Here is a 23,151-nt window from a genome sequence, read left to right as displayed (position 1 = left end):
GTGAAGTCCGCATGAGCGGGGCACACGGCAGCGGGGAGCCCACCTTCCTGGCCAAATGGATCCGACGACTCTCCATCCCCATCATCATCATCTGGGTGCTGCTGGTAGTTGCCTTTGGCGCCCAGAAATCTCTCGACACGGTGGCGAAAGAACAAACCGTCTCACTAAGCCCGCAGAGCGCGCCGTCGATGCAGGCGATGAAGACCATGGGCTCGATGTTCAAAGAGTCCGATTCCGACAGCGTCGCCATGATCGTGCTCGAGGGCCAGGAGCGCCTCGGCCCCGGCTCGCACAAGTTCTACGACGAATTGATGGTGCGGCTGCGCGCCGACACCAAACATGTTCAACACGTCCAGGACTTCTGGGGTGACCCGCTCACCGAGGCAGGTGCGCAGAGCACCGACGGCAAGGCCACCTACGTTCAGGTAAACCTCGCCGGAAACATGGGCGAGACGTTGTCCAACGAGTCCACCGAAGCGGTTCGCGACATCGTCAAGAAGATCGAAGCGGACTGGACGAAGGACGGCACGAAGCTCCCGGACGGTCTCACGGTCTACGTCACCGGCCCGGGCGCGTTGCAGACCGATATGAACCACGCGGGTGACGGCAGCCTCAAGCTGATCACCGCACTGACCTTCCTGGTCATCGTGGTGATGCTGTTGTTCTTCTATCGGTCGATCTTCACGGTGCTGATGGTGTTCCTCTTCGTGGGCGTCCAGTTGAGCGTGGCACGAGGTGTCATCGCGTTCCTGGGTGATCACCAGATCATCGGTCTGTCGACATTCGCCGTGAACCTGCTCGTGATGCTTTCCATCGCCGCCGGCACCGACTACGCCATCTTCCTCATCGGCCGATATCAAGAGGCCCGGTCGATGGGTGCCGACAAAGAGGCCGCGTACTACGAGATGTTCCACGGCACGGCCCATGTCATTCTGGGCTCCGGCCTGACGATCGCCGGCGCTATGTACTGCCTCAGTTTTACGCGCATGCCGTATTTCCAAAGCCTGGGTGTGCCTTGCTCCGTCGGTCTGCTCTCCGGTGTGCTGGTGTCGCTGACCCTGGGGCCCGCGCTGGTCACCATTGGAAGTCGATTCGGGTTGTTCGAGCCCAAGCGCGCCATGCGAATTCGCGCCTGGCGAAAGATCGGGACCACCATCGTGCGGTGGCCGGGCCCGGTGCTCGCGGCCGCGTTGTCGATCGCCATCATCGGCCTGGCGGCACTTCCCGGATACCGGACCAGTTACGACGACAAGAAGTACATCCCCAAGGACATCCCCGCCAATGCCGGATTCGAGGCCGCGGGACGGCATTTCTCGCAGGCCCGCATGAGCCCCGAGATGCTGCTCATCCAAGCCGATCACGATATGCGGAACTCGGCGGATTTCCTGGTCATCGACAAGGTGGCCAAGGCGGTGTTCCGCGTACCGGGAATTGCTCGCGTGCAAGCGATCACCCGCCCGCAGGGCACACCGATCGAGCACAGCTCCATCCCATTCCTCATCAGCATGCAGAGCGTCGGCCAGCTACAGAACATGAAGCTGATGAAGGACCGCATGGCCGATATGAAGGTTCAGTCCGACAAGATGGGCGAGAACGTCGTCATCATGAAGCGAACCCTCGCCAACATGAGCGCGATGGCGGGTATCACGCACTCACTGGTCGGCGATATGCACACCTTGCAGGGCACCATTCACGAAATGCGGGACAGTATCGAGAATTTCGATGACTGGTTCCGGCCGATCCGTAACTATCTGTATTGGGAGAAGCACTGCTTCGACATCCCGATGTGCTGGTCCATTCGATCAATCTTTGATGTGCTGGACAAGATCGACGAGATGACCGAAACCATGGACGGCATGGTCGTCAATATGGAGCGGATGGATCAGCTGATGCCCAAGATGGTGTCGGACATGTCGCAGATGATTCCGATCATGGAAGACATGCAGAAGATGATGCTGACGCAGTACAGCACCATGTCTGGGTTCTATAACCAGATGGACGAGATGAGCAAGGACTCGACCGCCATGGGCAAGGCGTTCGATGCCGCGAAGAATGATGACTCGTTCTATCTGCCACCCGAGATCTTCGACAATGCCGACTTCAAGCGCGGCCTTAAGTCGTTCCTTTCACCGGACGGTAAGGCGGTCCGGATGATCATCTCGCATCGCGGGGATCCCGCTACGCCCGAAGGGCTTGCGCATGTGGAGCCGATCAAGCAAGCAGCGATCGAGGCGGTCAAGGGCACCCCACTGGAGAACGCCAAGATCGAACTTGGCGGCACTGCGGCCGTGTTCAAGGACATGTCCGACGGTGCTCGATATGACCTAATGATCGCCGGCATTTCCGCGCTGTGCCTGATCTTCCTGATCATGCTGCTCATCACCCGTAGCTTTGTGGCATCGCTGGTGATCGTGGGCACGGTGGCGCTGTCCCTGGGTGCATCGTTCGGCCTATCGGTCATTATCTGGCAATACATCCTGGGCATCGAACTGCACTGGCTCGTCATGCAGATGGCGATCATCGTGCTGCTGGCGGTGGGGTCCGACTACAACCTGCTGCTGGTATCCCGCCTCAAGGAGGAGCTGCACGGCGGCCTGAAGACGGGCATCATCCGGTCGATGGGTGGCACGGGCAGTGTGGTGACCTCGGCAGGCCTGGTGTTCGCCTTCACCATGGCGGTGATGGTGGTCAGCGACCTGCGCATCATCGGGCAGGTCGGTACGACGATCGCGCTCGGCCTGCTATTCGACACCCTGATCGTGCGGTCCTTCATGACACCGGCTATCGCGACCATCCTCGGTCGTTGGTTCTGGTGGCCACTGAACGTGCGGACCAGGCCGGTGCCGCCGCCCCGCGTGTCAACGGCCTCGGAGCCCGTCCCACCTGGTCCGGTGCCGGTCGGCTCCGGACTAGGGGATGATCCGGTGACGACCGAATTCCCTAGGCCCGCGGTCTAATTGCGTGATGCCGATCGCCGTACCTCCGTCTGAGGTGCGGCGATCGGTCGTTCACGGGCGATTCAAACACCGTTGCCCGGGCGCCGAGGCCCACTAGACTGGTGTTTACCAGAATAAGTAAAGGCGCTTGAGTAATTCGCCCTATGCGAATACTCGGACTTCTCGACGCATCGCCGACATCACCGGGCGGCGGGCGCTGAATGACGTGCCAAATTGTTTGCTGGAGCTGATGTCGCCCACGGTGTGCGACCCTCAGCCGCCCGCCACTACTGAACAAATGTCTCATATTGTGGCGAAGGACACGCCCGGAGGAGCCTGTGGACGTGCATCACTTTTGATCGCCACAGCGCACGCGAGGGTGACGGTCATTCGGGCACGGAAGCCGCAATGCAGCAGTCTGTCAAAAGATAGCGATGGCAAATACCGGGTAGGTCCGGTAGCTGGTGTGATTCTCCGATCAGTCACCAACTTAGGTGTGCGAGCTGGCAGTTTCGTAACATGCCCGAAAAGAACCGGGGAATAGAACCGTGTCATCGGTTGTTGACATTTTCTTGTAGCTAACTAGGCTATTGCAGGTGTTCATGCGAACAAATGTGCAAGTTGTGACCGACAACACATGTACGGTTCCCTGACAAACATATGTAGTATCCCTTACGAATTACTAAGAAAACGGGCATGAGCGGAGCCAAGTGGGATGAACCGACGATGTGAGCGGACACCCCATATGCGCGCTGACTCCGCAAAAACAAGACAGTGTCGTACTGGCCGGTAACTATTTGCGCGTGGATCGCGGTCACGTGTCGCCGCACACAAATAGAGAGTCGAGTTGTTGGCCTCCGGGCCACACGGGTGAAGGGGTTGGACGATTTTCAAGGTCTTAGCGCGGGTATGGGTCCCGCTCGTCGTTCTAGTGGTCATCTCGGCCGCTGGTTTCGGGGTCTATCGACTTCATGGCGTGTTTGGCTCCACCAATATCAATCAGGCGATCGGCATCAAGGATGATTCGAAGAACATCATCCCGAAGGACATCGTCTACGAGATCTTCGGTCCCGCAGGGACAAAGGGTGAAGTCAACTACCTCGACGACAGGGCGCAGCCGCAGCGCGCCCAGTTCACCACCCTCCCGTGGTCACTGACCATCACGACGACCATGACCTCGGTTTTCGCCAATGTCGTCGCAATGGGGGATAGCGACGAAATCGGCTGCCGCATCCTGTCCAACGGCGAAGTCAAGGACGAACAAACCGTGTCCAACCGCAACGCCCAAGTCTTCTGCATGGTGAAATCCGCATGAGTACACATAGCGCCCCTACGCCCGGCGCTCCCCAGAAGCCCTCGCGCATAGCGCGATTCATCCACACGTTCTCCGTGCCGATCATTCTCGGCTGGTTGGTGCTGACCGTCATCGTCAACGTGGTGGTGCCGCAGCTCGAAGAGGTCGGTAAAGCGCACTCGGTATCGCTGGCTTCCAAGGATGCACCGTCATATCAGGCCATCAAGCGTCAAGGTGAACTGTTCCAGCAGTTCAAGGACGACAGCATGGTCATGGTCCTGATGGAGAGCGACACCAAGTTCTCCACCGACATGAACGACAAGGCGCACACGTTCTACCGCGAGATGGTCAAGCGCCTACGGGCAGAGACCAAGCATGTGGAATACGCCCAGGACTTCTGGGGCGACCGCATCACCGCCGGCGGCGCGCAGAGCGTCGATGAGAAATCCGCCTACGTTCAGCTGAATCTCCGTGGAGACCAAGGCACGACGGAGGGTAAGGAATCCGTCACGGCGGTCCAGGATCTCGTCAGCAAGCTCATCGACGAGAGCAAGAAGGCCGGGACCTACCCCGACGGACTCAAGGTCTTCGTCACCGGCCAGGCCGCCCTGACGATGGACATGAACGACGCCGGCGACAAGAGCATGCTCAAGATGACGGCAATCACGTTCGTGGTCATTGCCGTGATGCTGTTGATCATCTACCGCTCCATCACCACGGTGCTGCTCATCCTGTTCATGGTCTTTGTCGAATTGGGGGCCGCTCGCGGGGTGGTCGCGATCCTCGGCAACGCCCAGATCATCGGTCTGTCGACATTCGCGGTGAACCTGCTGACCTCGCTGGCGATCGCCGCGGGTACCGACTATGCGATCTTCCAAATCGGGCGCTATCACGAATTGCGGGCCGAGGGTAAGGACCGGCTCGAATCCTTCTACATCATGTATCACAGTGTCTCGCACGTGATCTTGGGTTCGGGTCTCACCATCGCGGGCGCCACGTTCTGCCTGAAGTTCACGCGACTGCCGTATTTCGAATCTCTGGGTGTGCCGTGTGCGATCGGCATGCTGGTGGTGGTGGCCGCCTCGCTCACCATCGGCCCCTCGGTGATCCTGATAGCGACGAAGTTCGGGCTGCTCGAATCCAAGCGCACCATCAAGAGCCGGGGATGGCGCAAGATCGGCACCGCCATCGTGCGCTGGCCGGGACCGATTCTGGCGGTCACGATGATCATCGCGATCGTCGGCTTGGGCATCCTGCCGACGTACTCGGTGAACTACAACGACCGGTATTACATCCCGACTGGCCTGCCGTCGATTCAAGGCTTCCAGGCCTCCGACAGGCACTTCTCGAAGGCCAGAATGAACCCCGACATCCTGATCGTCGAGGCGGACAAGGATCTTCGCACTCCGGCAAACATGTTGGTGCTGGACCGGATCGCCAAGAACGTCTTCCGCACCGAGGGCATCAACAAGGTGCAGAGCATGACCCGACCGATGGGCGCACCCATCGATCACAGTTCCGTGCCGTTCCAGGTGAGTATGCAATCGGTGTCGATGACCGAGAACATGAATTATCTGAAGAACAGCATGTCGGACATGTTGAAAATGGCCGACGATATGGGTTCCATGATCGCGATCATGGAACGCATGTACAGCATCATGAAAGAGCTTGTCGCGGTGACGCACAATATGGCGACCGTGACCACTCCTGACATGATCAGTGTCACCAATCAAATGCGGGACAACATCGCCAATTTCGACGATCAATTCCGTCCGTTACGCAACTACTTCTATTGGGATAAGCACTGCTTCGACATCCCAATGTGCTGGTCCATGCGCTCGCTATTCGACACCATCGATGGCATCGACAAACTTGCCGAGAGCATGCAGGGATTACTCAAGGACATGAACAACATGGACAAGCTGATGCCGCAGATGGTGGAACAGCTGCCGCCCATGATCGCCATCACCAAGAACATGCGAAACACCATGCTGACCATGTACAGCACGATGAACGGCATGATCACCCAGATGGATCGCATGACCGACACCGCAACGGTGATGGGTCAAGCGTTCGACGAGGCGAAGAACGACGACTTCTTCTACCTTCCGCCGGAAGCCTTCGATAACGAGGACTTCAAGAAGGGCGTCAAGCTGATGATGGCGCCGGACGGTAAGGCCGCGCAGTTCATCATCACGCATGAGGGCGACTACGCCAGCAAAGATTCCCTGGCCAATACGGAGGTCGAGCTCAAGGCCGCCAAGAACGCCATCAAGGGCACCCCGCTGGACGAGGCCAAGCTCTATCTCGGCGGCACGGCACCGACGTATCACGACATCGGCGAGATGGTGAAGTACGACCTGATGATCGCGGTCATCGCATCGCTGTGCCTGATCTTCGTCATCATGCTGGTCATCACGCGAAGCATCGTGGCGGCGTTCACGATCGTCGGGACCATCGCGATATCGCTCGGAGCATCCTTCGGTCTGTCGGTGTTGTTGTGGCAGCACATCCTCGGGTTGCAGCTGCACTGGTTCGTGCTGCCGTTCACCGTCATCATCCTGTTGGCGGTCGGATCGGACTACAACCTGCTGCTCGTGTCCAGATTCAAGGAAGAGCTACACGGTGGTCTGAACACCGCGATCCTTCGAGGTGTCGGTGGATCCGGGAGCGTGGCCACCCAGGCCGGTCTCGTGTTCGCGTTCACGATGGGATCGATGATCACCAGCGATCTGATCGCGATCGGCCAGGCGGGATCGGCGATCTGTCTCGGTCTGCTCTTCGACACCTTCATCATCCGGGCATTCATGACACCCGCGATCGCCGCGCTTATGGGTCGGTGGTTCTGGTGGCCCATGAAGGTCAGCAAGTACGCCACAGATCCGCCGGCACCTCCGGTCCCGGCACAGCAACCGGTTCCGCCGCCTCCGGCACCCGTTCCGGTCGGCCCCGCTCCAGGTCCCGCGCATGACGACGCGGTGACCGCGGAGTTCCCGAGACCCTCGGTCTAGCAACTAACGAGTTCGGCCCCCATGCCTGGTGCATGGGGGCCGAACTCGTTAGTGGGGTGTTCCATGCCGCACGGTGAACAGCGCAAAAAAAACGCCCCGCCGGTGTGTGGTCACCGCGGGGCGTTTCTCTGTTGTCCTGGTTAGGGCCCGTCCCAGACCGACATATCGGACGGGTACTTGCTGCAATTCTCGGTGCCCTTGGCAACGACACCCTTGTTGTTGAAGAAGATCTTGCCCCAGTTGGGCCATTGCGATGTCAATGCCTCCGGCGGGTAGTTCACCGCAAAGACCTCGGACTCCGCACGACGGCCGGTGTAGTCCTTGGCGAAGAACTCGTGGATCCGGTCGATCGTCGACTGCTGCACATAATCGGGTTTGTTGTTCTTGTCGATCATGTACCGCGTGTAGTAGATCGGGTCATAATCGCGGACCGCGGCAAGGTACTGCTCGGCGGTACACGTGGTCTTCAGCATTCGCCGGGGAATTGGGTAGTCATCGGTGGAGTCGGCGGAGGCAATCGCGGGGAAGGTGCTCGCGGCGATTCCCGCGGTGACTATCGCAATTCCCGCCGCGCGAATTGGACGGCGAATGGAGTTCAGGCGCATGGCGCTATTGTAGCGGTTTTCGTGCAGGTCCGGGGTGCAGAAGTGACTAATTTGACTCGCGGTTACGAGTTGAAGTGACCGCAGGTGACGGTGTCGTTGACGGGCCCGTTGAAGATCCCGAGGGCGGGCGGGACGGTCAGGTCTTGGGAGTCGACCACCACATCGTCGACCTGTACCTCGCAGTGCAATCCGACACCGTACGGAGGCAGCACACGAACGGTCATCCCGGCCTGCTGGGCGTCGTCCATCACCAGGTCCACTTCCCAGGTCTCACCCGGGGAGAGGCGAGGTTGTTCGGTCCGCCGTTCCACCGGATCGGTTTTGAACGTGACGGAGATACCGCGGCCGAGTCCGTCGACACGGGCGATGTAGCTGATGTTGTGCAGCTCGGCTGCGGAGGCTGGTGCTGCCAGAAGCGCGAGAGTTATCGCCGCTGTCCCGGCAGCCCCTAGCCCGCGGAGGTGGGGGCGCATACCGGCATCCTACCGGTGCCCTGAACACGGCGGCAACACGATTAGTCCAGGTCAATGGGGTCTTCGGTGTGATGCACCCCTAGTTGTTCGCAGGCCGTGTTGAGCACCCGCTGTACCGCCAATGTGTCGGCGAGCGGCATCACCGCGCTCTGTGCTCTGCCGCCGAGCAGACATTGGGTGACCTCGGCGAGTTCGTGGCTGTAGCCCCCGCCGACGGGTGGCTTCACCATCGGTTCGGGATCAGATCCCTTGCGGTGCAGCACGATCTCGCGGGGGTGATGGAAACGGGGAAGGATGTCGATCCAGCCCTCGGTGCCGAATATGCGCGCCTGGCCGGGGGTGGGATGCAAGAGCGAGCACAGCAATGTCGCGGCGCGACCATCGTCGTACCGCAGCAGCAACCCGGCCTCGGCGTCCACATTGGTGGGAAACAACGAACCGTGGGCCACCACCGCCGCCGGATCCCCCAGAAAGTATTGGGCCAGCGAGACGACGTAGACACCGAGATCCAGCAGCGCTCCGCCTCCTAGCGCGGGGTTGAACAATCGGTCGTCGGGATCGAACGGGCGGTCTACACCGAGGTCTGCCTGGACCTGCCGGACCTCGCCGATAACGCCGTCGTCGACAAGGGCCTTGGCCGCGACGATGGCGGGCTGAAATCGCGTCCACATCGCCTCCATCGCGAAAACTCCACGAGCCCTAGCAATATCGATGACCTCTTGCGCCCCGGATACCGTTGCGGTGAAGGCCTTCTCGACCAGGATGGCTTTCCCGGCGGTGAGCGCCGCGATGGCAATCTGTCGATGCTGGGGATGCGGGGTCGCGATGTACACGGCATCGACGTCCGGGGCGGCGAGCACCTCCCGATAGGAGCCGTAGGCATCGGGAATCCCATGTGTCGCCGCGAAGGCCTGGGCCCGTTCGGCCGAACGGGACGCGACCGCGACGAGCTCCGCACCCGGTGTGAGCGGGAAGTCGCGGGCCACATTGCCGGCGATGCGGCCGGGTCCGATGATTCCCCAGCGGATGGTCTCAGACATGGGCGTCTCCGTTCGGGTCGCGCCAGGTCAACGGCATTCCGGCATCGGCGAGCCATGAGTTCAAGTCATGTCCGTGCTGGGCGAGCTCGTCGATGGCACCGGCTGCGCGACGGATGGCGAGTTCCGTTGCGGCAGTGGATAACAGACCGTCCTTATGCGCGTCGAGCAACTCGTCGACATCCGCCAGTTCGGTTTCGTGTCCGCAGCGCACCACCAGGTCAAGATAGTGGTCGACGGCTGTCCATTGCGATGGCCCGGCGACGAACTCACCGACGTCCAGGTAGAAGTCCTGATCACGTTCATGCCCCGGGTTGAAGTGAAAGATATTCGCTCGCAGCCCCAGCGTGGGGAGCAGCCACGACTCCAGGTAACGGAACTGTGCCCGCCCCGGCGTCGAGCGGGCCATGTACAGCCCCCACGGCTCTACCCGGTATTCGTCCACCGACCGCACAATCCCCTTGGGATCGGTGTTGGTCATGGCGTCGACGTCGAAGATCTCGCGTTTGGGTGGGTGCACCGTGTCTAAGTCGCCCTTTCCTTGTTGGTTCCCGGGTTGGTTTCGGGCGCGTGTCAGACCCTCGGCTTACCCTGAGCGCATGGCTTTCGCAACAGAACACCCCATCGTTGCGCATTCCGAGTACCGCCCGGTAACCGACGTGCTGCGGACCGACGGGCGGTTCGAGGTGGTCAGCGAATACGAACCCGCGGGGGACCAACCCGGCGCGATCGATGACCTCGAGCGCAGGATCCGGGCGGGGGAGAAGGATGTGGTGCTGCTGGGCGCCACGGGTACCGGCAAGTCGGCGACCACAGCATGGCTGATCGAACGGCTGCAGCGGCCGACGCTGGTGATGGCACCCAACAAGACGCTCGCCGCGCAGCTCGCCAATGAGCTTCGGGAGATGTTGCCGCACAATGCTGTCGAGTACTTCGTGTCGTACTACGACTACTACCAGCCGGAAGCGTACATCGCGCAGACCGATACCTATATCGAGAAGGACAGCTCGATCAACGACGATGTGGAACGCCTACGGCATTCGGCGACGTCGAATCTGCTCTCCCGGCGTGACGTCGTGGTGGTCGCATCCGTGTCCTGCATCTACGGCCTCGGCACCCCGCAGTCGTATATGGATCGGTCCGTGCAGCTCGACGTCGGTCTTGAAGTGCCACGGGACGCATTGCTGCGGCTGCTGGTGGAAATGCAGTACAACCGCAACGACCTGTCGTTCACTCGGGGCACCTTCCGGGTGCGCGGCGACACCGTCGAGATCATCCCGTCGTATGAGGAGCTGGCGGTCCGCATCGAGTTCTTCGGCGATGAGGTCGAGGCGCTGTATTACCTGCATCCGTTGACCGGAGACGTTGTCCGGCAGACCAATTCCCTGCGGATCTTCCCTGCCACTCACTATGTGGCGGGTCCGGACCGGATGGAGAAGGCTCTCGTCGGTATCGAGCAGGAGCTCGAGGACCGGCTGTCGGACCTGGAGAGCCACGGCAAGCTGCTGGAGGCTCAGCGGCTGCGCATGCGCACCAACTACGACATCGAGATGATGCGCAATGTGGGCTTCTGCTCGGGTATCGAAAACTATTCACGGCATATCGACGGGCGAGGCGCGGGAACGCCACCTGCCACCCTGTTGGACTATTTCCCCGACGATTTCCTGCTTGTCATCGACGAGTCGCATGTGACGGTCCCGCAGATCGGCGCCATGTACGAGGGGGACATGTCCCGCAAGCGCAATCTCGTGGACTTCGGTTTCCGGCTGCCCTCTGCGGTCGATAACCGGCCTCTCACCTGGGAGGAGTTCTCCGGGAGGATCGGGCAGACCCTGTATCTGTCGGCGACACCTGGGAACTATGAACGCAGCGCGGCGGGAGGCGAGTTCGTCGAGCAGGTGATCAGGCCTACCGGTCTGGTGGATCCGCAGGTCGTCGTCAAGCCGACCAAGGGGCAGATCGACGATCTCATCGCCTCGATCCGGCAGCGCACCGAGGTCGATGAGCGCGTGCTGGTGACGACGCTGACCAAGAAGATGGCCGAAGATCTCACCGATTACCTGCTCGAGATGGGAATCCGGGTCCGGTACCTGCACTCCGAGGTGGACACCCTGCGGCGCGTGGAGCTGCTGCGTCAGCTTCGGCTCGGCGAGTATGACGTGCTCGTGGGCATCAACCTGCTCCGTGAGGGCCTAGACCTGCCCGAGGTATCGCTTGTCGCCATCCTCGACGCCGACAAGGAGGGGTTTCTGCGCTCCAGTCGCAGCCTTATCCAGACCATCGGCCGTGCCGCGCGCAACGTGTCGGGCGAAGTGCACATGTACGCCGACAAGATCACGGACTCCATGAGGGAAGCGATCGACGAGACCGACCGACGGCGTGCCAAACAGGTCGCCTACAACGAGGCGAACGGTATCGACCCAAAGCCTTTGCGCAAGAAGATCGCCGACATTCTCGATCAGGTGTACCGCGAAGCCTCTGACACGGAGAGCAGTGAGGCGATCCAAATCGGCGGATCCGGCCGCAACTCCAGTCGCGGCCGGCGGGCACAGGGAGAGCCCGGTCGCGCGGTCAGCGCAGGGGTGTTCGAGGGCCGCGATACCACGAGCATGCCGCGGGCGGAGCTGGCGGATTTGATCAAGAACATGACCGAGCAGATGATGACGGCGGCGCGCGATCTGCAGTTCGAGCTGGCCGCCCGGTTCCGTGACGAGATCGCCGATCTCAAGAAGGAGCTGCGCGGCATGGACGCGGCGGGCCTCAAGTAGTCAGTCCGGATCGGCGAGCAGCCGCGCACCTGTCGAGCCATCCTCGGCGAGGACGTCGCCGGGGTTGAACAGCGTGCATTTCGTCATCGACAGGCAACCGCAGCCGATACACCCGGTGAGCTTCTCCTGCATGTCGGCGATGGCATTCTTCCGTGCTTCCAGATGTGCGTGCCACTGCCGGGAGATTCGTTGCCAGTCACGGGTATTGGGCGTCCGTCCGTCCGGGAGGCTCGACAGTACGTCCGCGACTTCCGACAATGGGATGCCGAATCCGGTGGCGACACGGATCAGCGAGATGCGGCGCAACGCGTGACGGCGGAACACCCGCACATTACCCGACGTGCGTTCGGCGGGGATCAGACCGATATCGGCGTAGTAGCGAACCGCGGACACCGCGATCCCGGTACGTCTGGCCACCTCACCTATCGGCAGCAGCTCGGCCTTGTCTTTCACCAGGCCTCCTCCGATCGCCGCACTGAGTTGATCCATACTGAGTTGATCTCAAGTGGACTTTAGATCGTACCGTGTCGGCATGACAGAAGACCTGGAATCCGGCAGTTGGCGGGATCTGTTGGGCGGGAGGCAGCTCGGCATCATCACGGTGCTCGCAGGCGGGGTGGCGCTGTACGCGACCAATGTGTATCTCACCACCAGTCTGCTGCCCAGTGCGGTCGCAGACATTGGTGGGGAGCGTTTCTACGCATGGGTGACAACGGTGTACCTGATCGCCTCGGTGAGCACGGCCACGGTGGTGAGCCCACTGCTCGGCTGGGCAGGTCCGCGGCGTGCATACCTCTTCGCGTTCGGCGCATTCGCCGCGGGCACTCTGATGTGCGCGGTGTCACCGGGCATGCAGGTCATGCTTGCCGGACGTGCGGTGCAAGGCGCGGCGGGCGGGCTGCTGGCCGGCCTCGCCTATGCGGTTATCAATCTTGCACTGCCACAAAGACTATGGACGCGTGCCTCAGCACTCACCTCGGCCATGTGGGGTGTCGGAACCTTTGTGGGTCCCGCGGCCGGCGGGCTGTTCGCTCAGTTCGGACTCTGGCGGTGGGCATTCGTCTCGCTGATGCTGATCACCGTGGGTATCGCCATGATGGTGCCCATGGTGTTGACGCGAGCCGAGGGTATGAACTCCGATGCTGCTCGGCACCGCATTCCCGTGCGGTCATTGCTCGTGCTCACGACGGCGACCGGCATGGTGGCCGTGGCCGCGGTCCAATCGACACTGCCGATCATGGTGGGGTTGATCGTCGGCGCGGCCGCTCTGGTCGTCGTGTTTGTCGCCCTCGATCGCCGCTCGTCGGCGTGGGTACTGCCCAAGGCGGTATTCGCGCGCAATCCCCTGAAGTGGATCTACCTGACGATCGCTGTGCTGGCGCTGGCCTCGATGGTTGAGACGTTCATTCCGTTCTTCGGCCAGCACCTCGGCCACCTGGTCCCGGTCGCCGCCGGATTCCTCGGCGCCACGTTGGCATTCGGGTGGACCGCCGGCGAGATGGTTAGCGCGTCGGCGGACGCGAGGAGCGTGGCACGCGTGGTGACGTTCGCTCCCATCGTGGTGGCTGCGGGACTGGTCCTCGCCGGCACATTGCAGCGCGACGGCGCGACTGGCCTCGAGATCAGCATGTGGGCGCTTGGTTTCGCAGTCACCGGTGCCGGTATCGGGATGGCCTGGCCACACCTGGCATCCGCGGCAATGTCGGTGTCTTCCGACCCGGCCGAGAGCGGGGCGGCCGCCGCTGCCATCAGCACGGTGCAACTGATCGCGGGAGCATTCGGTGCGGGACTGGCGGGAGTGCTCGTCAATCTCGGTGGATCCTCCACGCACGGCGCACATCTGCTGTTCCTGGGGTTCGCCGCCGTCGTGGTACTGGGTGTTCTCGTGTCCTCCAGAGTGTTCCGCGCCGGCACCGCGGCCGAGATGACAGATGGGTTCAAGGAAGACACAGTTCGCGCTCCCTTGTAACGGTCGCGGTGTATGAACGAAACCATGCAACGTATCCTCGCGCTTACCGCCGCCGTGCTTACCCTCGCCGCCTGTGGGACAACCGAGAACCACAGCTCGCCGGCCACCGGCACCCCGTCGGGCACTGATGATCGTGGCGCGTTTCGTGACGTATATCGGGAACTCATCGAGACCAATACGACCGCGTCGCAGGGGAGTTGCACCGAGGCCGCACAGAAGATGGCCAATCGCCTCAAGGCCGCCGGGTACTCCGACAAAGACCTAGTGCTTTTCAGCCCACCTGATCGCCCCAAGGATGGCGGCCTGGTAGCGACACTCGACGGGGCGAGTAATGCCGGGGGCCAGATAACCAAACCCATTCTGCAGCTGGCGCATATCGACGTGGTCGAAGCCAAACGTGAGGACTGGAAGCGCGATCCGTTCACCCTCGTCGAGGAGAATGGATACTTCTACGCGCGCGGGGCCGAGGACGACAAGGCCATGGCCGCGATTTTCATCGATAACCTCATTCGTTACCGCGTAGAGAAGTTCGTCCCGAAGCGCCCGATCCGAGTCGCGCTCACCTGCGGTGAAGAAGGCGGCGGGCAGGTCAACGGCGCCGAGTGGCTGCACCAAAACCGACCCGAGCTCGTCGATGCCGAGTTCGTCGTCAACGAAGGCGCGGGCGGCGATCTGAGCGAAGACAACAAACCCATCCTGCTCGAAATTCAGGCAGGCCAGAAGATTTATCAAGACTTCACCCTCGAGGTCACCGACGAGGGCGGACACAGCAGCCAGCCCGGCCCGTTCAACGCAATACGGGCACTCGGTGCCGGTCTGGACCGGCTCGCCGCCGCACCGTTCCCGGTTCAGCTCAACGACATCACCCGCGCATATTTCACGGCGCAGGCTCCGCTGCAGCCGGGTGAAGTGGGTCGGGCCATGTCGGCAATCGTCGCCAATCCGCAAGATCCGGCCGCGACGTCGGTGCTGTCCAAGAACCCGCTGTACAACGCGATGCTCCGAACCACCTGTGTCCCCACGAAAATCGAAGGCGGGCATGCCAACAATGCGCTGCCGCAGCGCGCTACCGCGAATGTGAACTGCCGGATACTGCCCGACAGCAGCGCCGGGGCTGTTCAAGCGGCCGTTCAAGAGACCATCGTGAAGGCCATCAACGACCCCAAGATCGCGGTGAAGCCCACCGAACCGTTCCGCACCAACGTCGCGAGTGTCCCGCCCTTGACCCCACAGATCGTCGATCCCATCAAGGCCGTCGCTGGATCGATCTGGCCGGGTGTGCCGCTTGTACCCACCATGTCGACCGGAGCGACCGATGCCATCTACTTCGGGAAGACCCCGGTCTACGGCCTCAGTGGGATATTCGCCAAGCCGGGAGAGACGCATGCACACGGCCTGGACGAACGCATCCAGGTGAAGTCGCTGTACGACGGTCGGGCATTTCTCTATCAAGTCATCAAGCTGTACGCGAACGGTTCCTGATGCTCGCCGCGTGACGGTGCTCATAACCAGATTGAGGCGCAGGCCATACCGACCCGCGCAGTCGACAAGGGAAAATCACGGGCATAGCCAGACACAATCAGCCAAATGGCGCATGGCCGGGGTCCTTCCCGGCTAATCTCACGTGGCCTGGTCAAACGGAACTGGAGGACCTTTCATGAGCGCATACAGCACTGTCGTTGTCGGTACTGACGGATCGGATTCGTCGTACCGGGCGGTCGCCCGCGCTGGAGCCATCGCGGGTGCGGCGGGCGCCAAGCTCATCGTCGCAACCGCGTATTTCCCGGAGAACAACGCCCAAACGGCCGATGTCCTGAAGGATGACGCCTACAAGGTCACCGGCAAGGCACCCGTCTACGACATCCTGCGCACCGCCCGCGAGCGCGCGGCGACCGCGGGTGCGACGAGCGTGGAAGAACGCTCGATCGAGGGAGCGCCGGTGGATGCGCTGCTGCAGCTGGTGGTGGATTCCAAGGCCGATTTGCTGGTAGTCGGCAATGTCGGTCTGAACACCATCGCCGGACGTCTTCTGGGATCGGTTCCTTCAGATGTGGCGCGTCGCTCCAAGTGCGATGTGCTGATCGTTCACACCACGTAAATCCGGCCAGCGCGAACGGGGCGAGCTCACCAGCCTCGTTCGCGCCATTCGCCGAGCGATCCACGTTCGGTGCCCACAGTGGTGTCATCACCGTGTCCGGGGTACACGATCGTGGAATCGGGATACGCGCCGAACAGCCGCTCGCTCACATCGTCGAGCAGCTGATCGAAGTCTCCGGGATTGAATGTCTTGCCGACGCCACCGGGGAACAGCGAATCCCCGGTGAACAGGTGTGTGACACCACCTGCCGTGAACGCCAGCGCTACTGAGCCCGGTGTGTGTCCGCGCAGGTGAATCACGTCGAAGTGCAGGTCACCGATATCGAAGCTGTCGCCTCCGGCCAGTAGCGTCGTGGGCTGCACAGGTAGCGGTCCAGCGTCCAAATCATGTGCGGCACTCGCGGATTGGGTCTTGTCGACGATCGCCTCAAGGGCCTGCCAGTGATCGAAATGCTGATGTGTGGTGACGATGAGATCGATGTTCGGGGCGTTCTCGTCCAGCAGGGTGGCCAACCGCACGGCGTCGTTGGCTGCGTCGATCAGCAGCGACTTTCCGGTGTTCGTGCAGGTCACGATGTATGCGTTGTTGTCCATCGGCCCCACCGAGGCCTTGATGATGGTCGCGCCGTCCACGGTGCGACGTGCCACGCCGGAACCGGGTTCGATGTGACCGGAGTAGTTGTCGTCGATGGTGATGGAGGTCATAGGTCCACACCGTAGTTGTGATGTGCGCTCGGCGCGAAGAGCGTCGGCCAGGCACATCGACGCGAGGGTTGTCGGTGCCTCGCCCTAGCATGGAGTCGACGACTCAACCGGCGTGGTTCCTGCTTGGGAACACAGCCGCTGAGCTTTGCGAAAACACCCGGAAGGTGCAGCGTGAAAGGACACAGGTGGCCGACCGTCTGATCGTGCGAGGCGCGCGTGAGCACAACCTGCGTGGTATCGACCTTGACCTGCCCCGGGACAGCCTTATCGTCTTCACGGGCCTCTCGGGTTCCGGGAAATCGAGCCTTGCCTTTGACACCATTTTCGCCGAGGGCCAACGGCGATACGTCGAATCGCTCTCGGCGTACGCCCGCCAGTTCCTGGGGCAAATGGACAAGCCCGATGTCGATTTCATCGAGGGTCTCTCGCCCGCGGTGTCGATCGACCAGAAGTCGACCAACCGCAACCCCCGATCCACGGTAGGCACCATCACCGAGGTCTACGACTACTTGCGTCTGCTGTACGCCCGTGCCGGAACCCCGCACTGCCCGGTGTGCGGGGAGAAGATCGCCAAGCAGACGCCGCAGCAGATCGTCGACCAGGTGCTGGACATGGAGGAGGGCCTGCGGTTCCAGGTGCTCGCTCCCGTGGTGCGCACGCGCAAGGGTGAGTTCGTCGACCTGTTCGAGCAGCTGAACTCGCAGGGATACAGCCGTATTCGGGTTGACGGTGTGGTGCATTCGCTCACCGACCCACCCAAGCTCAAGAAGCAGGAAAAACACGATATCGAGGTCGTGATCGACCGCCTCGCCGTCAAGGCCAGCTCCAAACAGCGGCTGACGGACTCGGTGGAAACCGCACTGCGGCTCGCCGACGGCATCGTGGTGCTGGAGTTCGTGGACGCCGACGAGGATTCCCCGCAGCGCGAGCGCAGGTTCTCCGAGAAACTCGCCTGCCCCAATGGTCACCCGCTCGCCGTGGATGATCTTGAACCGCGGTCGTTTTCGTTCAACTCACCCTACGGCGCCTGCCCCGAGTGCACCGGTCTGGGAATCAAGAAGGAAGTCGACCCCGAGCTGGTGGTCCCCGACCCGGATATGACGCTCGCGGAGGGCGCCATCGCGCCCTGGTCGATGGGACAGAACGCCGACTACTTCGTCCGGCTCATGGCTGGGCTGGGGGATGCCCTCGGCTTCGATGTGGACACCCCGTGGAAGAAGCTCCCGGCGGCCGCCAAGAAGGCGATCCTGGACGGATCCTCCGAGCAGGTCCATGTCAGATACAAGAACAGGTATGGCCGCACCCGCTCGTACTACGCCGAATTCGAGGGCGTGCTGGCCTTCCTGCAGCGTCGCATGGAGCAGACCGAGTCCGAGTGGGCCAAGGAGCGGTACGAGGGCTTCATGCGGGACATCCCGTGTCCTGAGTGCAACGGCACCCGCCTCAAGCCGGAGATCCTCTCCGTCACGTTGACCGCCGGGGAGCACGGCACCAAGTCGATCGCGCAGGTGTGTGACCTGTCGATCGCCGACTGCGCTCAGTTCTTGAACTCGCTGACGCTGGGCCACCGCGAGCAGGCCATTGCCGGGCAGGTTCTCAAGGAGGTCCAGTTTCGGCTTGGCTTCCTGCTCGATGTCGGTCTGCAGTACCTGTCGCTGGCGCGAGCGGCGGGCACACTGTCCGGCGGTGAGGCACAGCGCATCCGGCTCGCCACCCAGATCGGATCGGGACTGGTGGGCGTGCTGTACGTGCTCGATGAGCCGTCGATCGGCCTGCATCAGCGCGATAACCGCAGACTCATCGAAACTCTTACTCGACTAAGGGATCTCGGTAACACCCTGATCGTGGTCGAGCACGACGAGGACACCATCAAGCATGCCGACTGGGTCGTCGACATCGGCCCGGCTGCGGGGGAGCACGGCGGCCAGGTGGTGCACAGCGGCACCTACGCCGAACTACTCAAGAACAAGAAGTCCATCACCGGTGCCTATCTGTCTGGGGCGGAGAGCATCCCGCTGCCCTTGATGCGCCGCACGGTTGACGCCAAGCGTGAAGTCACCGTGGTCGGTGCGCGCGAGCACAACCTCAAGGACATCGACGTCGCGTTCCCGCTCGGCGTGCTGACCTCTGTTACCGGTGTCTCCGGCTCGGGAAAGTCGACGCTCGTCAACGACATCCTGGCGACGGTGCTGGCCAACAAGCTCAACGGTGCACGGCAGGTGCCCGGCCGACACACCCGAGTGACAGGTCTGGACAGGGTCGACAAGTTGGTGCGGGTGGACCAGTCGCCGATCGGCCGCACCCCGCGGTCCAACGCGGCCACCTACACCGGGGTTTTCGACAAGATCCGCACACTTTTCGCGGCGACCACCGAGGCGAAGGTCCGCGGATACCAGCCGGGCCGGTTCTCGTTCAACGTCAAGGGCGGACGGTGCGAGGCCTGCACCGGCGACGGCACGATCAAGATCGAGATGAACTTCCTGCCGGATGTGTACGTGCCTTGCGAGGTGTGCCACGGGGCCCGCTACAACAGGGAAACACTCGAGGTGCACTACAAGGGCAAGACCATCGCCCAGGTGCTCGATATGCCCATCGAGGAGGCCGCCGAATTCTTCGAAGCCATCACCTCGATCCACCGCTACCTCAAGACCTTGGTCGAGGTCGGCCTGGGTTACGTGCGACTGGGCCAGCCCGCCCCGACGCTCTCCGGTGGTGAGGCACAACGCGTCAAGCTCGCTGCCGAACTGCAGAAGAGATCCACCGGCAAGACGGTCTACATCCTCGACGAACCCACCACCGGGCTGCATTTCGAGGACATCCGCAAGCTGCTTACCGTGATCAACGGCCTGATCGACAAGGGCAACACCGTCATCGTCATCGAGCACAACCTGGACGTCGTCAAGACGTCGGACTGGGTCATCGACATGGGGCCCGAGGGCGGTTCCGGTGGCGGTACAGTGGTGGCACAGGGCACGCCCGAAACGGTGGCCCAGACGCCGGGCAGCTACACCGGCGAGTTCCTGGTGGGTTTACTGCCCAAGCCGGTCCGGAACGGAAAGACTCCCGGCAAGGCCACCGGAAAGACTCCCACCAAGTCGCGGACCAGGAAGGTTGTTGCGCCGGTCTAGGGTGGCACTCATGAATGACGCGGCTGTTGGTGAACCGTTTGTTCGTATCCTCGCCAACCTCGCGAAAGCCGCACCCGACGCCCCGGCGGTCACCTGCGGTACCGAGTCGGTGACCAGGGCCGAACTAGAGCGACGTGCCACGGCTTTGGCGCATGCCTATCAGCGTCTCGGCGTGCGGCAGGGTGACCTCGTCACCATCGGACTACCCAACTCGGTGGAATTCTTCGCCGCGCAGATCGCGGTGTGGAAGGTCGGCGCCACTCCACAGCCCGTGTCATGGCGGCTACCGCTTGCCGAACGTCGCGCGATCGTCGAGCTTGCCGATTCAGCGCTTGTAGTGGGGGTGGAGGCGGCCGACCATCCGGATCGGGTATGTCTCCCAGCGGGATTCGAGCCTACGGCTGCAGACATCGCCGCTCCGCCGCTGCCAGAGCTGGTATCGCCCGCCTGGAAGGCGCCCACATCCGGGGGCAGCACCGGCCGACCCAAGATCATCCTCGCACCCAGCCCCGCGGCGATCACCGGCACCGCCGCGGGTGAGGTCATGGGCATGCAGTCCGAGGATGCCCAACTCGTTGCCGGTCCGCTGTATCACAATGCGCCACTGATGTTTTCGTCGTATGGCCTGCTCATGGGGCATCACCTCGTGGTCCAGCCGAAGTTCGACGCCCTACAGGCACTTGAGCTCATCGACTCGCATAAGGTCACCTGGTTGCAGGTGGTGCCGACGATGATGTCGCGGATGTTGCGCGAGTTCCGGCAACACCCCGGACGATTCGATCTGTCCACCATTCGAGTGCTCTGGCATATGGCCGCTCCGTGCCCGGTATGGCTGAAACAAGCATGGATCGACCTGCTGGGCCCGAATGTGATTTGGGAGCTGTACGCGGGCACCGAGGCCATCGGTGGCACCATCATCACCGGACAGGAATGGCTGGCCCATCGCGGCTCCGTCGGCAAGCCGGCCCTGGGTGAACTGACGATCCTCGACGATGAAGGAAACCCGTTGCCTCCCGGCGAGGTGGGGGAGATCTTCATGCGCCCATGGGAGGGGATGCCCAAGCCGTATAAGTACCTCGGCGCCGAGATCAAGCGGGTCGGTACCTGGGAATCCATCGGCGATCTCGGCTGGCTAGACGACGACGGCTACCTCTACATGAGCGACCGCCGCACCGACATGATCGTGACCGGTGGCGCGAATGTGTTTCCCGCAGAAGTGGAATCGATCATCAATGGATACCCCGGCGTGATCGACAGCGTCGTCGTCGGCCTACCAGACGACGACCTCGGACAGATTGTGCACGCCGTGGTCCAAGCCGACTCGAACGTGACCGAGGATCAGCTGCGCGACTACCTGCTCGACCAGATTGTCCGGTACAAGGTTCCACGCGCGGTGGAATTCGTGGCAGAGCCCCTGCGTGAGGACTCCGGAAAGGTGCGGCGCAGCCTCGTCCGCGAGCAGGCGATCGCCCGCCGGACCGGTGCTCGCTAGGTTTCCTCGCGCATCGACTTGCGGATTTCTTCGAGCCGCTCGGCCGCCGCCCGGGCTCGCGCCTCGAATTGCTCTTCGAGCTGGCGACCCTCATCGCTTTCGGCGTCCAACTCGGCGGACCCGGCGGCCGTGCCGGACCGGGTTTCGATCTTCTCGCGTACCGATTCGAATGTCGGCACACCACCGTCGGTGTATCCCGGATCAGGTCTGTCGGACATACCGGTCGACGCTACTCCGGTCGACTAGCGCGGCAACGGGATATCCGGCACCGTCGGTGTGCCGATCCGTCCCGCCATCCATGGCAGCGCCGAGGTGAACGCCGTCTGCGCGAAGGGCCATTTGTGCTCACCCGGCTTATGCTGCACCGTGCATGAGATTCCTTGTGCCGCACCAAGCTCACACAATCGGTGGGCAGCGCGGTCCTGGTCGCTCAACGGCGCGGCTGCCGCGGCGCCCGGCGCGGCACCCGTGCTGGTGATGGCTCCGGACCCCGCTCGGTGCAGACCGTTGACATCGAACCAGCCGGTGGTGTTCGTGTACCGCCCGTGGCGCGACATCAGCGTCGCCGGATCGAATTGTTCCCACGCGGCAGCGTCGCCGCCAAAAAGCCGAGCGATGGTCTGGGTCTTGTTACCGGAGTTCGGTGACATATCACCGGCGATGTCCTCGAAGGCGCTGAATGACTCCGGGTGTTTGACGGCCAGCGTCACCGCACAGGTGCCACCCATCGACCAGCCCACGACGCCCCAGTTCTGCGGCCGGGGACTAACCCCGAAGCGCGACACCATGAACGGGATGACGTCCTTGGTCAGATGGTCGGCGGAGTTGCCGCGCGGACCGTTCACGCATTCGGTGTCGTTGTTGAACGAACCGCCGGCGTCGACGAACACCATCACCGGCGCGTTTCCACCGTGCTGACTCGCGAAGGTATCGGCCACATCGACCGCGTTTCCGCTACGGATCCAGTCGCTCGGTGTGTTGAATTCGCCGCCGATCATCATGATCGTCGGCAGCTCTGTACGGGTGGAGTCGAACCAGGCCGGCGGCAGGTAGACGATCTCCTGGCGATGGCGGAATCCGCTGGCGTCGGCCGGGATATCCACGGGTACGAGCTTGCCCTTGGTCATCGCCGGTCCGCGGCGCTCCTCGCGGGCGGCCGTCACTGTGGCCATATCGGCCTGGTTGGGCAGCGGGCCTGCGGTCAACTGTGCCCATCCGGACTGGATGCTGCGCACATATCCAGTCCACTGATTCAGCATCAGTGACCCGGACAGGATCGTGAGCGGCACCGCGCTGAGCGCGATCGCGCGACGCCACCAGCGCGCCGATCCCCAGCCGACCACCAGGACCGTGGCGGCCACACCGATGAGCGCGATCCATACCCACAGCATCGGCGGAGCCGGGTTTCCGCCGTCGGCCCAACCCTCTGACTGGATGTACCAGTAGGCCCAACCGGCCAGCGCGGCACCAACGCCTACCGCCATGGGTAACCAGCGCAGAAACCACCGCCGGGTGCGTAGCCCGATGGCGATGACGAGCGCGAAACCGGCAATGACCTGCATGGAGACGGGAAAAGTCCCATGTAACAGGGAGATGTCATGTCCGGACACGACACCTATGATGGAGTAGGTTCCTG

The 23,151-nt window shown here is 62.3% G+C and carries 17 protein-coding genes; 9 read left to right on the top strand and 8 right to left on the bottom strand.

Annotated elements, in window-relative coordinates:
* The first annotated feature begins 11 nt into the window (after nt 1–11).
* The 3 genes from AB0H22_RS24275 (at nt 12) to AB0H22_RS24265 (ending at nt 7,241) form a co-directional block, all read left to right on the top strand.
* Nucleotides 12–2,957 carry an RND family transporter gene (locus tag AB0H22_RS24275; RefSeq protein ID WP_358149701.1) on the top strand — a complete coding sequence of 982 codons (2,946 nt, stop codon included), beginning with the start codon at nt 12–14 and terminating at the stop codon, nt 2,955–2,957.
* An 865-nt stretch (nt 2,958–3,822) separates the two neighbouring features.
* Nucleotides 3,823–4,251: an MmpS family transport accessory protein gene (locus tag AB0H22_RS24270; protein ID WP_180750355.1), complete on the top strand. Its 429-nt coding sequence runs from the start codon at nt 3,823–3,825 to the stop codon at nt 4,249–4,251.
* Nucleotides 4,248–7,241: an MMPL family transporter gene (locus AB0H22_RS24265; protein ID WP_180750036.1), complete on the top strand. Its 2,994-nt coding sequence runs from the start codon at nt 4,248–4,250 to the stop codon at nt 7,239–7,241. Before AB0H22_RS24270 ends, AB0H22_RS24265 begins: the two co-directional genes overlap by 4 nt.
* 140 nt (nt 7,242–7,381) lie before the next feature.
* Here the strand turns inward: AB0H22_RS24265 and AB0H22_RS24260 are convergent, their stop codons facing one another.
* The 4 genes from AB0H22_RS24260 to AB0H22_RS24245 all read right to left on the bottom strand — a co-directional run bounded on the left by AB0H22_RS24260 (nt 7,382) and on the right by AB0H22_RS24245 (nt 9,876).
* A complete protein-coding gene (locus tag AB0H22_RS24260) occupies nt 7,382–7,846 on the bottom strand; it encodes a DUF5078 domain-containing protein (RefSeq protein ID WP_180750037.1) in 465 nt (154 codons plus the stop codon).
* Between the two features lie 62 nt (nt 7,847–7,908).
* A complete protein-coding gene (locus AB0H22_RS24255) occupies nt 7,909–8,319 on the bottom strand; it encodes a hypothetical protein (RefSeq protein WP_180750038.1) in 411 nt (136 codons plus the stop codon).
* A gap of 41 nt (nt 8,320–8,360) precedes the next feature.
* Nucleotides 8,361–9,359: a Gfo/Idh/MocA family oxidoreductase gene (locus AB0H22_RS24250; RefSeq protein WP_180750039.1), complete on the bottom strand. Its 999-nt coding sequence runs from the start codon at nt 9,357–9,359 to the stop codon at nt 8,361–8,363.
* Nucleotides 9,352–9,876, bottom strand: a complete 525-nt coding sequence (locus AB0H22_RS24245) for a DUF402 domain-containing protein (RefSeq protein WP_180750040.1) — start codon at nt 9,874–9,876, stop codon at nt 9,352–9,354. Before AB0H22_RS24245 ends, AB0H22_RS24250 begins: the two co-directional genes overlap by 8 nt.
* A 79-nt stretch (nt 9,877–9,955) precedes the next feature.
* Between AB0H22_RS24245 and uvrB the strand changes: the two genes are divergently transcribed.
* Nucleotides 9,956–12,124, top strand: coding sequence for an excinuclease ABC subunit UvrB (gene uvrB / locus AB0H22_RS24240; protein WP_358149688.1), 2,169 nt, complete (start codon nt 9,956–9,958; stop codon nt 12,122–12,124).
* Here the strand turns inward: uvrB and soxR are convergent, their stop codons facing one another.
* Nucleotides 12,125–12,577 carry a redox-sensitive transcriptional activator SoxR gene (soxR, locus tag AB0H22_RS24235; RefSeq protein ID WP_358149699.1) on the bottom strand — a complete coding sequence of 151 codons (453 nt, stop codon included), beginning with the start codon at nt 12,575–12,577 and terminating at the stop codon, nt 12,125–12,127.
* Nucleotides 12,578–12,656: 79 nt separating this feature from the next.
* Here soxR and AB0H22_RS24230 point away from each other — a divergent pair, with 79 nt between their 5' ends.
* From AB0H22_RS24230 to AB0H22_RS24220, 3 genes are all read left to right on the top strand, one after another.
* Nucleotides 12,657–14,093, top strand: a complete 1,437-nt coding sequence (locus tag AB0H22_RS24230) for an MFS transporter (RefSeq protein ID WP_358149686.1) — start codon at nt 12,657–12,659, stop codon at nt 14,091–14,093.
* Between the two features lie 12 nt (nt 14,094–14,105).
* Entirely contained in the window at nt 14,106–15,575 is a 1,470-nt protein-coding gene (locus AB0H22_RS24225) for a M20/M25/M40 family metallo-hydrolase (protein ID WP_358149683.1), read from the top strand.
* 175 nt (nt 15,576–15,750) lie between these two features.
* Nucleotides 15,751–16,191 (top strand): universal stress protein, encoded by a 441-nt coding sequence (locus AB0H22_RS24220; protein WP_180750044.1) that lies wholly within the window; start codon nt 15,751–15,753, stop codon nt 16,189–16,191.
* A gap of 26 nt (nt 16,192–16,217) precedes the next feature.
* Here AB0H22_RS24220 and AB0H22_RS24215 read toward each other — a convergent pair whose 3' ends face one another.
* Complete coding sequence (locus AB0H22_RS24215) at nt 16,218–16,895, bottom strand: MBL fold metallo-hydrolase (RefSeq protein ID WP_358149680.1); 678 nt, start codon at nt 16,893–16,895, stop codon at nt 16,218–16,220.
* A 185-nt stretch (nt 16,896–17,080) separates the two neighbouring features.
* On the opposite strand from AB0H22_RS24215, the gene uvrA reads away from it, so the two are divergent.
* On the top strand, nt 17,081–20,023 hold the full coding sequence (gene uvrA / locus AB0H22_RS24210) for an excinuclease ABC subunit UvrA (RefSeq protein ID WP_358149678.1): 2,943 nt from the start codon (nt 17,081–17,083) through the stop codon (nt 20,021–20,023).
* Nucleotides 20,024–20,033: 10 nt separating this feature from the next.
* A complete protein-coding gene (locus tag AB0H22_RS24205; RefSeq protein ID WP_358149676.1) occupies nt 20,034–21,515 on the top strand; it encodes an AMP-binding protein in 1,482 nt (493 codons plus the stop codon).
* Here AB0H22_RS24205 and AB0H22_RS24200 read toward each other — a convergent pair.
* Nucleotides 21,512–21,733 (bottom strand): hypothetical protein, encoded by a 222-nt coding sequence (locus tag AB0H22_RS24200; protein ID WP_358149673.1) that lies wholly within the window; start codon nt 21,731–21,733, stop codon nt 21,512–21,514. The genes AB0H22_RS24205 and AB0H22_RS24200 overlap by 4 nt on opposite strands.
* Before the next feature lie 24 nt (nt 21,734–21,757).
* Complete coding sequence (locus AB0H22_RS24195; RefSeq protein ID WP_358149697.1) at nt 21,758–23,134, bottom strand: alpha/beta hydrolase-fold protein; 1,377 nt, start codon at nt 23,132–23,134, stop codon at nt 21,758–21,760.
* Nucleotides 23,135–23,151 lie beyond the last annotated feature (17 nt).

The organism is Mycobacterium sp. NPDC050853 (assembly GCF_040653875.1).
Lineage (GTDB): Bacteria > Actinomycetota > Actinomycetes > Mycobacteriales > Mycobacteriaceae > Mycobacterium.
Note: the sequence above shows the minus strand (reverse complement) of the source record. Positions and strands in the feature narration are given on the sequence as shown.

Excerpts from the sequence above, each read along its gene's own strand:
- AB0H22_RS24265 (WP_180750036.1), top strand. The coding sequence starts at position 4,248 with ATGAGTACACATAGCGCCCCTACGCCCGGCGCTCCCCAGAAGCCCTCG.
- AB0H22_RS24205 (WP_358149676.1), top strand. The coding sequence starts at position 20,034 with ATGAATGACGCGGCTGTTGGTGAACCGTTTGTTCGTATCCTCGCCAAC.
- AB0H22_RS24255 (WP_180750038.1), bottom strand. The coding sequence starts at position 8,319 with ATGCGCCCCCACCTCCGCGGGCTAGGGGCTGCCGGGACAGCGGCGATA.
- uvrB (WP_358149688.1), top strand. The coding sequence starts at position 9,956 with ATGGCTTTCGCAACAGAACACCCCATCGTTGCGCATTCCGAGTACCGC.
- AB0H22_RS24215 (WP_358149680.1), bottom strand. The coding sequence starts at position 16,895 with ATGACCTCCATCACCATCGACGACAACTACTCCGGTCACATCGAACCC.
- AB0H22_RS24225 (WP_358149683.1), top strand. The coding sequence starts at position 14,106 with ATGAACGAAACCATGCAACGTATCCTCGCGCTTACCGCCGCCGTGCTT.
- AB0H22_RS24260 (WP_180750037.1), bottom strand. The coding sequence starts at position 7,846 with ATGCGCCTGAACTCCATTCGCCGTCCAATTCGCGCGGCGGGAATTGCG.
- AB0H22_RS24220 (WP_180750044.1), top strand. The coding sequence starts at position 15,751 with ATGAGCGCATACAGCACTGTCGTTGTCGGTACTGACGGATCGGATTCG.
- AB0H22_RS24250 (WP_180750039.1), bottom strand. The coding sequence starts at position 9,359 with ATGTCTGAGACCATCCGCTGGGGAATCATCGGACCCGGCCGCATCGCC.
- AB0H22_RS24230 (WP_358149686.1), top strand. The coding sequence starts at position 12,657 with ATGACAGAAGACCTGGAATCCGGCAGTTGGCGGGATCTGTTGGGCGGG.
- AB0H22_RS24200 (WP_358149673.1), bottom strand. The coding sequence starts at position 21,733 with ATGTCCGACAGACCTGATCCGGGATACACCGACGGTGGTGTGCCGACA.
- AB0H22_RS24275 (WP_358149701.1), top strand. The coding sequence starts at position 12 with ATGAGCGGGGCACACGGCAGCGGGGAGCCCACCTTCCTGGCCAAATGG.